Annotated in this window: 16 protein-coding genes; 12 read left to right on the plus strand and 4 right to left on the minus strand. The window is 59.9% G+C overall.

Annotated elements, in window-relative coordinates; genetic code table 11:
* Nucleotides 1–861 (minus strand): VOC family protein, encoded by an 861-nt coding sequence (locus NL154_RS04835; protein ID WP_210628616.1) that lies wholly within the window; start codon nt 859–861, stop codon nt 1–3.
* Entirely contained in the window at nt 858–950 is a 93-nt protein-coding gene (locus NL154_RS04840) for a twin-arginine translocation signal domain-containing protein (protein WP_434733682.1), read from the minus strand. The genes NL154_RS04835 and NL154_RS04840 overlap by 4 nt, the downstream gene beginning before the upstream one ends.
* 187 nt (nt 951–1,137) lie before the next feature.
* On the opposite strand from NL154_RS04840, the gene NL154_RS04845 reads away from it, so the two are divergent.
* The 4 genes from NL154_RS04845 to NL154_RS04860 all read left to right on the plus strand — a co-directional run bounded on the left by NL154_RS04845 (nt 1,138) and on the right by NL154_RS04860 (nt 3,890).
* Complete coding sequence (locus NL154_RS04845) at nt 1,138–1,557, plus strand: universal stress protein (RefSeq protein WP_210628614.1); 420 nt, start codon at nt 1,138–1,140, stop codon at nt 1,555–1,557.
* Nucleotides 1,558–1,718: 161 nt separating this feature from the next.
* A complete protein-coding gene (gene trhA, locus NL154_RS04850; RefSeq protein ID WP_434733683.1) occupies nt 1,719–2,387 on the plus strand; it encodes a PAQR family membrane homeostasis protein TrhA in 669 nt (222 codons plus the stop codon).
* A 76-nt stretch (nt 2,388–2,463) separates the two neighbouring features.
* Nucleotides 2,464–3,015 carry a GNAT family N-acetyltransferase gene (locus NL154_RS04855; RefSeq protein ID WP_434733684.1) on the plus strand — a complete coding sequence of 184 codons (552 nt, stop codon included), beginning with the start codon at nt 2,464–2,466 and terminating at the stop codon, nt 3,013–3,015.
* 173 nt (nt 3,016–3,188) lie between these two features.
* Nucleotides 3,189–3,890 carry a pentapeptide repeat-containing protein gene (locus NL154_RS04860; RefSeq protein ID WP_210628611.1) on the plus strand — a complete coding sequence of 234 codons (702 nt, stop codon included), beginning with the start codon at nt 3,189–3,191 and terminating at the stop codon, nt 3,888–3,890.
* 63 nt (nt 3,891–3,953) lie between these two features.
* Here the strand turns inward: NL154_RS04860 and NL154_RS04865 are convergent, their stop codons facing one another.
* Nucleotides 3,954–4,226 (minus strand): usg protein, encoded by a 273-nt coding sequence (locus tag NL154_RS04865; RefSeq protein ID WP_168294277.1) that lies wholly within the window; start codon nt 4,224–4,226, stop codon nt 3,954–3,956.
* A 281-nt stretch (nt 4,227–4,507) separates the two neighbouring features.
* On the opposite strand from NL154_RS04865, the gene groES reads away from it, so the two are divergent.
* From groES to NL154_RS04890, 5 genes are all read left to right on the plus strand, one after another.
* Nucleotides 4,508–4,822: a co-chaperone GroES gene (gene groES, locus NL154_RS04870; RefSeq protein ID WP_434733685.1), complete on the plus strand. Its 315-nt coding sequence runs from the start codon at nt 4,508–4,510 to the stop codon at nt 4,820–4,822.
* A gap of 49 nt (nt 4,823–4,871) precedes the next feature.
* Entirely contained in the window at nt 4,872–6,500 is a 1,629-nt protein-coding gene (groL, locus tag NL154_RS04875; RefSeq protein WP_221122632.1) for a chaperonin GroEL, read from the plus strand.
* 94 nt (nt 6,501–6,594) lie between these two features.
* On the plus strand, nt 6,595–7,017 hold the full coding sequence (locus NL154_RS04880; protein ID WP_221165067.1) for a hypothetical protein: 423 nt from the start codon (nt 6,595–6,597) through the stop codon (nt 7,015–7,017).
* A gap of 86 nt (nt 7,018–7,103) precedes the next feature.
* Entirely contained in the window at nt 7,104–8,198 is a 1,095-nt protein-coding gene (locus NL154_RS04885) for a glycosyltransferase family 4 protein (RefSeq protein ID WP_210628607.1), read from the plus strand.
* 18 nt (nt 8,199–8,216) lie between these two features.
* On the plus strand, nt 8,217–10,427 hold the full coding sequence (locus NL154_RS04890; RefSeq protein WP_221122633.1) for an amylo-alpha-1,6-glucosidase: 2,211 nt from the start codon (nt 8,217–8,219) through the stop codon (nt 10,425–10,427).
* A gap of 38 nt (nt 10,428–10,465) precedes the next feature.
* Here the strand turns inward: NL154_RS04890 and NL154_RS04895 are convergent, their stop codons facing one another.
* Nucleotides 10,466–10,687 carry a hypothetical protein gene (locus NL154_RS04895; RefSeq protein WP_434733686.1) on the minus strand — a complete coding sequence of 74 codons (222 nt, stop codon included), beginning with the start codon at nt 10,685–10,687 and terminating at the stop codon, nt 10,466–10,468.
* A gap of 214 nt (nt 10,688–10,901) precedes the next feature.
* Between NL154_RS04895 and NL154_RS04900 the strand changes: the two genes are divergently transcribed.
* The 3 genes from NL154_RS04900 (at nt 10,902) to NL154_RS04910 (ending at nt 12,256) form a co-directional block, all read left to right on the plus strand.
* Nucleotides 10,902–11,378 (plus strand): Hsp20 family protein, encoded by a 477-nt coding sequence (locus NL154_RS04900; protein WP_210628604.1) that lies wholly within the window; start codon nt 10,902–10,904, stop codon nt 11,376–11,378.
* Nucleotides 11,379–11,432: 54 nt separating this feature from the next.
* Nucleotides 11,433–11,942: an Hsp20/alpha crystallin family protein gene (locus NL154_RS04905; protein ID WP_210628603.1), complete on the plus strand. Its 510-nt coding sequence runs from the start codon at nt 11,433–11,435 to the stop codon at nt 11,940–11,942.
* A gap of 65 nt (nt 11,943–12,007) precedes the next feature.
* Complete coding sequence (locus NL154_RS04910; RefSeq protein ID WP_210628602.1) at nt 12,008–12,256, plus strand: hypothetical protein; 249 nt, start codon at nt 12,008–12,010, stop codon at nt 12,254–12,256.
* Nucleotides 12,257–12,268 lie beyond the last annotated feature (12 nt).

The raw sequence follows: 12,268 nt of genomic DNA on the forward strand, positions 1-12,268 counted from the left end.
TCAGGACGAAAGCGTCAGGCCGATGCCCCAGGGATCTTTGAGGAAGACGCCGCCATCGCGCTTCTCGCTGTTGATCTCCAGCGCGTCGAACCTGGAGACCGCCGCGTCGAGCGTCGCCTTATCGTTGAAACGGATCCGGTAGTCCGAAAGCCCGGTCATATTGTCGGCGCGGGCGGTGGCGCCTCGGCTGTTCCAGATGTTGGCGGCGAGATGGTGGTGATAACCGCCGGTCGCAAAGAAGCTCGCGCCGGGATAACGGGCCATCAGCTTGAGGCCGAGCACGTCCCGGTAGAAGGCGTCGGCCTGCGGGATATCGCCGACCTGCAGGTGCAGATGGCCGATCGCCGTTCCCTCAGCCATGCCGTCCCAGCGATCACTGGGCGCGCTGTCGTAGAGCGCCTGCAGGTCCAGACGCCGCGTCGCCATTTCGACCATGCCGTCCTGATGGAATTTCCATTGCTCGTGCGGCCGGTCGGCATAGATTTCGATGCCGTTGCCCTCGGGGTCGGAAAGATAGATCGCCTCGCTGACGAGATGGTCCGAGGCGCCGTCGAGCACGACATTGTTGTGGGCGGCTTGACGCAGCCAGCGCGCCAGTTCGGTGCGATCGGGCATCAGGAAGGCTGTGTGGAAAAGGCCTGCGGCATTCCGCGGCGCGACTGTCGCGTCCTTTGCCGTCGTTAGCGTCAGCAGCGGATGACCCCCGACCCCCAGCACTTCGCCGCTCGTCGTCTTCTCGATGACCTTCAGGCCGAGCATCGACTGATAGAAGCCGGAAACCAGGCCGAGGTCGGTAACGACGAGATGCGACTGGTCGATGTGAGCAGGCCGCGTCAGCGCATAGGATGTTTCTGTCATCAATGGGTCTCCTGCCTCTGCATTTGAAGCGTACCGGCGGTGGCGGCAACCATGCCGCCCGTGGCAAATCCGAGGAAGTCTCGCCGGTTCATGCGCCTGGTCTCCTCGGTTGCCGTACTTGATCTCTATATGGTCTATCCGGATTTTTCACAGAAGGCTTGTTTTTGAGGATGAAGCGTTGAGCAGATGTTGACGATGACCTGCACCGGCTTGATCGGAGTCAATGCGCCCGTATCTTCATCTGAGCAAGCTTATGCATCTCAGTCATGGAGGGAAGCCATGTACAGGAAAATCATAGTGGCGATCGCGCTCGGCAGCCTCGACAGGGGAGAGAACATTCTCCGCAAGGCCGCCTCGCTGCTCGACGCGGGCGGCCAGATTGTCGCGCTCAACGTCGTCGAGGATGTGCCGACCTATGTTGCGATCGAACTGCCAGCCAATATGCTCGAGGACGCCATGAAGGACGGCCGCGAGAAGCTGGAAGCGCTGGTCGCCGCAACCGGGATCGCGGCGACGATCGACATCCGCAACGGCCCGCCGGCCAAGGCCATCATCGCGGCCGCCGAAAGCTACGGCGCCGACCTCATCATCCTCGCCTCGCATATTCCGGATTTTTCCAACTATTTTATCGGCGCCACGGCCGACCGCGTCGTACGGCACGCCAAGTGTTCAGTGCTGGTCGAGCGGCAGAAGATCTGAATCTTCGCCGCTCCATTTTCGAGTGCTCTTCCCAGTCGTCGAGGCGGGGCAGACCTCGCGCGGTCTGTCACGAAGATTTACTGCCCGCGCGATGCGCCGCAGTTGCGCCCCCGCCAGTTCGGTGCGACCATCGCAATCGGGTACGAAACGGGTTGGCGTGCATGGCCGAGTTCAACGGCATTCGCTGGGCTTACGACAGATACGAGTTGATCGCCGACGGCATCGTCCATGGCGTCGGTCTCGTGTTGGCGCTGATCGGCGCCACCGCTCTGATCTTTTACGCCACGGTTTGGAGCTCCCACGGCGCGCTCGCCGCCGCCTGGATCTATGGCGTCGGACTGGTGCTGACGCTTGCCATCTCCTTTTCCTACAATGTCTGGCCGGTCTCGCGCACCAAATGGTTCCTGCGCCGCTTCGATCATTCTGCGATCTTCATCCTGATCGCCGCCACCTATACGCCTTTCCTCGAGCGCGGCGCCGACGATCCGCTGCTCTTCTTCATGCTGGTGGTGATATGGCTGTTCGCTGCCGTCGGCATCGTCCTGAAATGCGCCTTTCCCGGGCGCTACGACCGTCTCGCCATCCTGCTTTACCTCGCCATGGGCTGGAGCGGCGTGCTGGTGGCGGGGCCCGTCGCCGCGCGCATTCCCTCCGCTTCGATGCTGCTGATCATTATCGGCGGCGTCATCTATTCACTCGGCGTCATCTTCCATGTCTGGGAGAAACTGCGTTTCCAGAACGCCATCTGGCACGGTTTCGTCGTCATTGCAGCGGCCGTGCATTATTCCGCCGTCTTCGCTTGTTTCAGCCTGCCAATGCCGGGCTTCTGAGCTGCGGCCTGCCCGAGACCGTTCCGCAAGCCTTTCTCTGCCGTATCAGCCGTTTACATCTTTCGAACTGCGGCGTATGCCAACCCGCGCAGTCAATCCGAACCGGGTCATCATGACAGACGCCGTCCTCCTCCGCGACGCCACCGAAGCCGATCTTCCCGCCATCCGGGATATCTACAATCATGCCGTCGAGCACACGACGGCGATCTGGAACGAGACGCTCGTCGATCTCGAAAACCGACGGGAATGGCTGAGCGCGCGCAACGGCCGCGGCTTTCCGGTCATCGTCGCCGACAAGTCGGGTAAGGTCGCGGGCTATGCCTCCTATGGCGACTGGCGCTCCTTCGAGGGCTATCGCCACACGGTCGAACATTCCGTCTATGTCGAGAAAGATCATCGCAGCGCCGGCATCGGCGAGGCCCTGATGCGCGAATTGATTGCGCGTGCGGCGGCCGCCAATATCCATGTGATGATCGCCGGCATCGAGGCCGACAACACCGCCTCGATCCGGCTGCACGAAAAGCTCGGCTTCCGTATTGTCGGCAGATTTTCCGAGGTCGGCACCAAGTTCGGCCGTTGGCTGGACCTCACCTGCATGGAGCTTCGCCTGCCCGGCGAGGCCGATTGACCTACTTGCTCGGGCAAGGCCGACGGAGGATGAGCGCTCGCCGGACGGAGTGACCGGCAAATCATTGCCGGAGCGGTCACTATCTTTTTATTGTATTCTGAGCTGTGTAGAAAAGAGAGGCCGCCTGCTTCGCGAGAGGCGGCGTGATAAGCGTCATGGAGTTCAACAGTTCAATGGTAATGCATAGATCGCCGCTCGGCCTCCTTGCCTTCCTTCTTCTCGCCGCTGCTCCGATTTCCTCGCGTGCTGCCGATTGTGGCAGCACGGCCTCGCCGAAGCTCGACTGGCAGGAATGCACGAAGAAAAACCTGATGTTGCAGGGCAGTGACCTCCAAGGCGCCAATCTCTTCAGCACCGATTTCTCGCTGACCGATCTCAGCGGTTCGAATTTCAAATCCGCCAATCTGGAAAAGGCGAGCTTGGTGCGGGCCTCGCTTGAGGGGTCACATGCCGAAGGGGCCAACTTCGCCAAGGTCGAGGCCTATCGCGCCAGCTTCGCCAATATTGCCGCCGAAGGCGCTTCCTTTGCCGGCGCCGAGCTGCAGCGCGCCAATTTTGCCGGCGCCCGGCTCTCCGGCGCGAGCTTCGAAAAGGCCGAACTCGGCCGCGCCGATTTCGACAAGGCGGTGCTGACGGGGGTGAAATTCTCTTTCGCCAATCTCTCCCGCGCTGACCTTTCCCACGCCACCTTCGAAGGCCCGTTAATCTTCGAGCGCGCCTTCATGTTCTTGACTCGCATCGAAGGCCTCGACCTCTCGGCTGCCGCCGGGCTCGAACAGGCACAGATCGACCTCGCCTGCGGTGACGCCTCGACCAAACTGCCCGCCGGCCTCTCGGCGCCGCCGACATGGCCTTGTCCGGCTGAGCACGAGTGATTACCAGGCGACACTATACGCCTATGGCAACACGCACGTCTCTCTGGGATGGTTCGGTTCGACTTAGTGGAGTTTGAACTCGCCCATGACGCGGCGCCACTCGTTCGGCCCGATCAGCCGCTGGTGGGTGTAGCGAACAGAATGCAACGGCCCGTCGAGGGAGGACTGCCAGAACTCGAGAAACTTATGCATCTCCGGAAAGTCCGGGGCAAGATCGTAATCCTGCCAGACATAGGTCTGCAGCACGGATTCAAAATCAGGAATGCGATAGAGGATATGTGCAGTGGTCAGCCCATAGCCGTTCAGCTGACGTTCCAGATCTGAGGAAAATCGCATACTTCATCTCCGTTTCGTGACGCTCGAAAGGTGGCGCAAAATTTTGCAGCCATCAACGGATTTCTGAAACGCGTCCACCGTGTTTATTGTTCCTTTACAGGATGTTAGCAGCCACTTCGCACGAGTGCTAATTTTTTTATGGCGCCCTCTTGAAATGGAAAAACCGCAAAACCAGATCATTGCGCGCAGAACGCTCGATCGAGGTTTTGCACCCGCCCGGACTGGTCATCCGGTCCGGCCAGGGGAATAACATCACTATTGTTTGTCCATTGGAGGAAAACATGTCGTTCCGACCGCTTCATGATCGCATTCTCGTCCGCCGCGTCGATTCCGAGGAAAAGACCAAGGGCGGCATCATCATTCCCGACACTGCCAAGGAAAAGCCGCAGGAAGGCGAGGTCATCGCCGTCGGGCCCGGTGCACGCAACGATGCCGGCCAGATCCAGGCGCTCGACGTCAAGGTCGGCGATCGCGTTCTGTTCGGCAAGTGGTCCGGCACTGAGATCAAGATCAACGGCGAGGACCTGCTGATCATGAAGGAAAGCGATGTCATGGGCATTATTGAAGCCCAGGCGGCCGAAAAGATCGCCGCCTGAGGCATGTCCGCGCATGAGTCAAAAAGCTGCCTATTGAAGGAGTGAAAGAATGGCTGCGAAAGAAGTGAAATTTCATAGCGATGCCCGTGAACGCATGCTGCGTGGGGTCGATGTGCTGGCCAATGCCGTGAAGGTGACGCTGGGCCCGAAAGGCCGTAACGTCGTGATCGACAAGTCCTTCGGCGCGCCGCGCATCACCAAGGACGGCGTTTCGGTTGCCAAGGAAATCGAGCTCGAAGACAAGTTCGAAAACATGGGCGCGCAGATGCTGCGCGAAGTCGCATCGAAGACCAACGACCTCGCCGGCGACGGCACCACGACTGCGACGGTGCTCGCCCAGGCGATTGTCAAGGAGGGCGCCAAGGCGGTCGCCTCCGGCATGAACCCGATGGACCTGAAACGCGGCATCGATCTCGCCGTCGACGCTGTCGTCGCGGAACTGAAAACTAACGCCCGCAAGATCTCCAACAATTCCGAAATTGCCCAGGTCGGCACGATCTCCGCCAATGGTGATTCCGAGATCGGCCGCTACCTTGCCGAAGCAATGGAGAAGGTTGGCAACGAAGGCGTCATCACCGTTGAAGAGGCCAAGACTGCCGAAACCGAACTCGAGGTGGTCGAAGGCATGCAATTCGACCGCGGTTATCTGAGCCCCTATTTCGTCACCAATCAGGACAAGATGCGGGTCGAACTGGAGGATCCCTATATCCTCATTCATGAGAAGAAGCTCTCGAACCTGCAGTCGATGCTGCCGGTTCTCGAAGCCGTGGTTCAGTCCGGCAAGCCGCTCCTCATCATTGCTGAAGACGTCGAAGGAGAAGCCCTTGCGACCTTGGTCGTCAACAAGCTGCGCGGCGGCCTGAAGATCGCTGCCGTCAAGGCGCCTGGCTTCGGCGACCGCCGCAAGGCCATGCTTGAAGACATCGCCATCCTGACCGGCGGCACCGTCATCTCCGAAGATCTCGGCATCAAGCTTGAGAATGTGACGCTCAATATGCTCGGCCGGGCAAAGAAGGTGGCCATCGAAAAGGAAAATACCACCATCATCGACGGTGCTGGTTCGAAAGCGGAACTCGACGGTCGCACCGCTCAGATCCGCGCTCAGATCGAAGAAACCACCTCCGACTATGATCGCGAGAAGCTGCAGGAACGTCTTGCCAAGCTCGCCGGCGGTGTTGCCGTCATCCGCGTCGGCGGCTCGACGGAAGTCGAAGTGAAGGAGAAGAAGGATCGCGTCGACGACGCGCTGCATGCAACACGCGCGGCAGTCGAGGAAGGCATCCTGCCCGGTGGCGGTGTGGCGCTGCTGCGCGCGGTCAAGGCGCTCGACAATTTGAAGACTGCCAATGACGACCAGCGGGTCGGCGTTGAAATCGTGCGCCGGGCGATCGAAGCCCCGGTTCGCCAGATCGCCGAAAACGCCGGCGCCGAAGGCTCCATCATCGTCGGTAAGCTGCGTGAAAAGAGCGAATTTTCCTATGGCTGGAACGCCCAGACCGGTGAATATGGCGATCTCTACGCGCAGGGCGTCATCGATCCGGCCAAGGTCGTTCGCACCGCACTTCAGGATGCAGCTTCGGTTGCCGGCCTGCTGGTGACGACGGAAGCGATGATCGCCGAAAAGCCGAAGAAGGAAGCTGCTCCGGCCATGCCCGCCGGCGCCGGCATGGACTTCTAAGCGATCGCTCGGCCCGCTCTGCCCTCGGGGCGGGCCGTGCTACGCACTACCGAATGAAACAAGTTCCATCGGTCGACATCAATGGAGCCAAGCTATGAGAAAGGAAAACATCAGCAATTCCATACAGCAGAATGCCGTGGCAGCTATCAGTGCGGCGCATCTGCTTCATCCGGCGAAGCATTTCGGTCACCCGCGTGACGTGCTTGCCGCCGCCGAGATCGACAACGACGAGAAGCGGGCAATTCTCGCTTCATGGGCATCCGATATCTTCGCAGTCGAATCCGTACCAGCCCTCCGCCTTTACCCTGGGGCCGAAAGAGCTGTATCCTATGACGAGATCCTTGAAGCGCTGAAGGCTTTGGATAATGGCGATCGCCCATCCGCGAGGCAGGATACGTCCGCTTCCCTGAGTTCCCACAGGACCCGTCGTCGAAAACCACCCACCCCCCGATTTCCCGGCCTTTGCTTGTGCAGCTATTGGAAAGGAGGACGGCGCCGACCGCTGTTCGAAACCTGACTCTCCGTCTGGCCTGCCGTGTGCCTCTCGAAGACGCAGGCATGATTTTTGCCGACGGCTCTTTGCTCAACTGAGGAGTTTTGCCGATGAAGATCGCTCAGATTGCACCGCTCGCCGAGAGCGTTCCCCCAAAGCTCTACGGCGGGACGGAGCGGATCGTTTCCTACCTTACTGAAGAACTCGTGGCAAAGGGACATGAGGTCACGCTCTTTGCCAGCGGCGATTCCGTCACACGGGCGACACTCGTGTCATGTGCGGACGTCGCCTTGCGGCTCAACCCTGCGGTCAGGGACCATCTACCGCATCAGGTCGTGATGCTCGAGGAGATCCGGAGGCGGGCGCATGAGTTCGACGTACTGCATTTCCACATCGACCTGCTGCATTTCCCGCTGATCCGCGATTTCGCCGATCGAACCGTGACCACGCTGCACGGGCGGCTCGACTTGCCGGATCTCAAGCCGTTCTACGCCGCTTTCCCCGATATTCCATTGGTGTCGATCTCCAATGATCAGCGTCACCCGATGCCACCAGTCGACTGGCGCGGGACGGTCTATCATGGTCTCCCGGCCGATCTTCTTCCATTCACGGAGAACCCTAGGGGTAACTACCTGGCCTTCCTTGGTCGGATCTCTCCGGAAAAGCGCCCCGACCGAGCCATTCAGATCGCGGCAAAAGTCGGCATGCCTCTGAAGATCGCCGCCAAGATCGATAATGCCGACAAGGTCTATTGGGAAACCGTCATCGAGCCGATCGTTAAGAGCCATCCGCATGTAGAATTTATCGGCGAGATCGACGAACGTGAGAAAGCTGACTTCCTCGGAAATGCAGGCGCTCTGCTCTTCCCGATCGACTGGCCGGAGCCCTTCGGGCTGGTGATGATCGAGGCCATGGCCTGCGGCACCCCGGTCATCGCTTTCGGCTGTGGCTCGGTTCCCGAGGTCATTGACAATGGCATCTCCGGCATCCTGGTCGACAGCGTCACCGAGGCGGCCGAAAATGTCGAATGGGCGCTGCGCCTCGATCGGCGCAAGGTGCGGGCAGCGTTTGAAAAGCGCTTCACCGCACAGCGAATGGCGTGCGACTATCTCGACATCTATCGCAACCTGCCGGGCGTTCGCATCAAAGCCGCGCCCCTCCGCCGGTCGAATGGTCAAGCGCTCGACCTGCAGGCTGTCGCCTGAGGCAAGGAGGAGGAGACCATGTCGAACGTATCTGCGGACAGCAACCCCGCCACAGCATCGTCAGGCGTGGTAGCGCCCGTCGCTCAGTTCTTCATTCCGGCCGCCGCATCGCTGCAGGAGCGCCGGCCGCGTACATTGAAGCACGGCGATACTTTCGCCGTCTTCGACCATAATGGCGATGCTCTTTCCGGTCCCGGCAGCCCGGAAGGCCTTTTTCACCGGGACACTCGTCATCTCTCGCATCTTTACCTGACGATCAACGAACAGCGGCCGATGCTGCTGTCGTCGACGCTGCGGGACGACAATGCGACGCTGACCTGCGATCTCACCAATCCTGATCAGTTCGATGAGAAAGGAAGGCTGGTTCTGGGCCATGACGTGATTCATCTGCGCAGATCGCGCTTTCTCTGGAATGCCAGTTGTTATGAACGGCTGGCTGTGAGGAATTATGACGAGCGGCGGCAACAAGTTCGCATTCAGATCTCTTTCGGGGCCGATTTCGCCGATCTTTTTGAAGTCCGCGGCACCGCAAGGGCAAGGCGAGGGCGCCATCTTCCCGCGGTCGTAGAACAGGATTGGATCCTGCTTTCCTATATCGGCCTGGACGGTCGCAAGCGGTCGACGCGCCTTTCCTTCATGCCGGAACCGGCCGAGGTTCGTAGCGATCTCGTCACTTATGACCTCCATCTGGAACCGCACGAGACCAAATCGCTCTTCATCCAGATCGCCTGCGACCATACCTCCGCCGATCGACTGAGCCGTCTTTCCTTCTTCCTTGCCTTGCGGGATGCCCGCCGCGCGTTGCGTGCCTCCTCCTCGCGCGCGGCGTCGGTCACAACCTCCAACGAGATCTTCAACGAAGTCGCGCGACGCAGCGCCTCCGATCTTTACATGCTGATCACCGACAAGCCGGAAGGCCCCTATCCCTATGCTGGTATTCCCTGGTTCAGCACTGTTTTCGGCCGCGACGCCCTGATCACGGCGCTTCAGACGCTTTGGCTCGATCCGGAGATCGCCCGCGGGGTTCTCGGTCATCTTGCAGCCAATCAGGCGACGGACGTCGATCCTGCTTCAGACGCCGAGCCGGGCAAGATCCTGCACGAAGTGCGTTGCGGCGAAATGGCCGAACTCGGCGAGGTTCCATTCCGGCGTTACTACGGCAGCATCGACTCGACGCCGCTCTTCGTGATGCTGGCCGGCGACTATCTCAAACGAACCGGTGATCTTGCGACCATCGACCGTATCCTGCCGCATGTCGAAGCGGCACTGACCTGGATCGACGAACATGGGGATCGCGATGGAGACGGCTTCGTCGAATACGGGCGGCTGACGGAAGAAGGACTGATCAATCAGGCGTGGAAGGATAGCAACGACTCGGTCTTCCATGCCGATGGCACATTGGCCCGAGGCCCGATCGCGATCGCCGAAGTCCAGGCCTATGTCTACGGCGCTTGGCAAAGTGCTGCCGAAATCTTCCGGTGGAGGGGCAAGCCGGAACGCGCGGCGAGCTTTCTCGCGCGCGCGGAGGGACTGCGCCGCGCCTTCGACATGAGCTTCTTCGATGAGGAACTCGGCACCTATGTGTTGGCTCTCGACGGGGATAAACGGCCTTGCCGGGTCCGATCCTCCAATGCCGGCCACGCTCTGTTCACCGGTATTGCTTATCCCGAACGGGTCGCACAGGTGACCCGCACCCTTATGAATGCGTCGTCCTTCTGTGGCTGGGGCATCCGGACGATTCCCTCGACCGAAGCACGTTACAATCCTATGAGCTACCACAATGGCTCGATCTGGCCACATGACAATGCCATGATCGCCAGTGGTCTTGCCCGCTATGGCTATCGCGCCGAAGCCGCGCGAATCTTCGAGGGACTGTTTGCCGCTGCGACCTATATCGACCTGCGGCGGCTTCCCGAACTGCTCTGCGGCCTGCCGCGTCAGCGCGCACGCGGACCGACCTCTTATCCGGTTGCCTGCTCGCCGCAAGCATGGGCAGCAGCAGCCCCTTTGTCGCTGCTGCAATCCTGCCTCGGTCTCGACTTCGATCCGAATAGTTTGCAGATCAGCTTCAGCGTGCCGCGGCTTCCTTCTTTCCTCGATGAGGTGATCTTACAGCGCCTGCTGATCGGCAATTGCTCGGCTGACGTGGCCATCCGCCGGTCGAGACACCAGGTCGTGGTCGATGTCATCAATCGACAGGGCAATGTCAGCGTGCTCACCACGGCCTGATGAAGGACCGTGCAGGGAAGACGGGTCGACCGCCTTTTCTAATCCGGTTCCTCTTCGTCCGACCTCAGCAGGTCAACAAGCGCAGCAACCCTGCCGGTCGGTAGATGCCGCCCTTCACCCACCAGGGCCTCGTCATTGTTGGCCCATGCAAACGCCTCGACAAGATCGGTTTGGGTTGCACCTGTCGCGATAATCTCGGCCACAAGCGTTTTGTCTGCAGGTCCAAGGACGGCGACGACGTCGTGTGAAGTCATTGTCATAACCATTGCTCCTCGCTCAAGCTCCAAAACATATGGTGGCGTCTTCGAAAAGATCAATTTTTCTCGTTAAGAAATTCGATCCCCTTGAAACTGTAAGACACTGAATTATATCAGTATTGTCGATCGCCCAATAGGGATCGGCAGAAAGTCCAGGAGACGCCGGTCGCTCTTGGCGTCTCCTTGTGTCCATGTTGCTTGCAAGGAGGATATGGCTATGAGGACAAACCTCGATTTCTCTCCCCTGTTCCGGTCGAGCATCGGCTTCGAGCGAATGTTGAACGCGCTTGAGGCTGCAGGCCGCGCCGAGACAATCGACAACTGGCCGCCTTACGATATCGTCAAGGCTGGTGAGAACGACTACCGCATTGCCATGGCAGTGGCGGGCTTTTCGCAGGACGAGCTGGCAATCACGCAAGAGCAGAACATGCTCATGGTATCGGGGCAGAGGGCAGAGAGCGAAGATGTTCAATACCTGCATCGCGGAATTGCCGGACGCTCGTTCCAGCGCCGGTTCGAACTGGCCGATCATGTGAAGGTTGTCGACGCCGGTCTTGCCAACGGTCTGCTGACCATCGATCTCAAGCACGAAATTCCTGAAGAGATGAAGCCGCGCCAAATCGAGATCGGAACTGGTCACGTAATGCCGAAGGCCGAGACGAAGCAGATCGAGGGCGAGACACAGGCGGCCTGAGCGTGGCGCCAGACGCCGTCTGGCGCCCATGAACCATCAGAAAGGAGTAGAGCCATGAGTGTTCGTGATTTGATTCCCTGGGGCCGCAACAACGGCAATCAGATGCCGAGTCTCCTTCGCGACGACGACCGCGATCCTTTCCTGTCGCTCCACCGCGAGGTCAACCGGCTGTTCGACGACGTTTTCCGCGGCTTCGGTTCCAGCTTGCCGTCACTTCGCGGCGCCAGCGGCTTTGGTGCCGGCTGGCCGAGCGTGGAGATCTCAGACACCGACAAGGACATCAAGGTGACGGCCGAAATACCCGGCCTTGAGGAAAAGGACATCGAGGTCTTACTCAATGACGGCGTACTGACCCTGAAGGGTGAGAAGCGTTCGGAAACGGAAGACAAGGAGAAGCAGTTCTCGGAGCGCTACTATGGCCGCTTCGAGCGACGCATCCCGCTCGGCACCGAGGTCAAGGAGGACCAGGTCGACGCCACCTTCAAGAACGGCATCCTCACCGTCACTTTGCCCAAGACCGAAAAGGCGCAGTCACAGGTCAAGCGCATCGCCATCAGAAGCTGACGAGCGCGGCGGCCGACACCTGGCCGGCCGCCGCTCATCCTTCACCAGTTTGGGAAGGATAAACGATGAAGATTATCGGACGTACACACCGCGAAAACACAGCACCGATCTCCCGCTTCCGCGCCTCGAACGACGATCGGCGCAGCCGTCTTCCTTTCACAGTTCCGCAGTTCCAAGAGAACAGCGTCGCCCGCATCTCATTTCTGGCTTCCCACTACACCGTGACCGAGTTTTGCGGCGACGGCGATTCAAGCGCCGTCGCCGCAACCGTCTTCTGCCCGCAGGAGGCGGCCATTGATGATGCAACCAACTAAGAAGGAGAAATG

The sequence above is a fragment of the Rhizobium sp. YTUHZ044 genome, from assembly GCF_051123975.1.
Classification (GTDB): domain Bacteria; phylum Pseudomonadota; class Alphaproteobacteria; order Rhizobiales; family Rhizobiaceae; genus Rhizobium.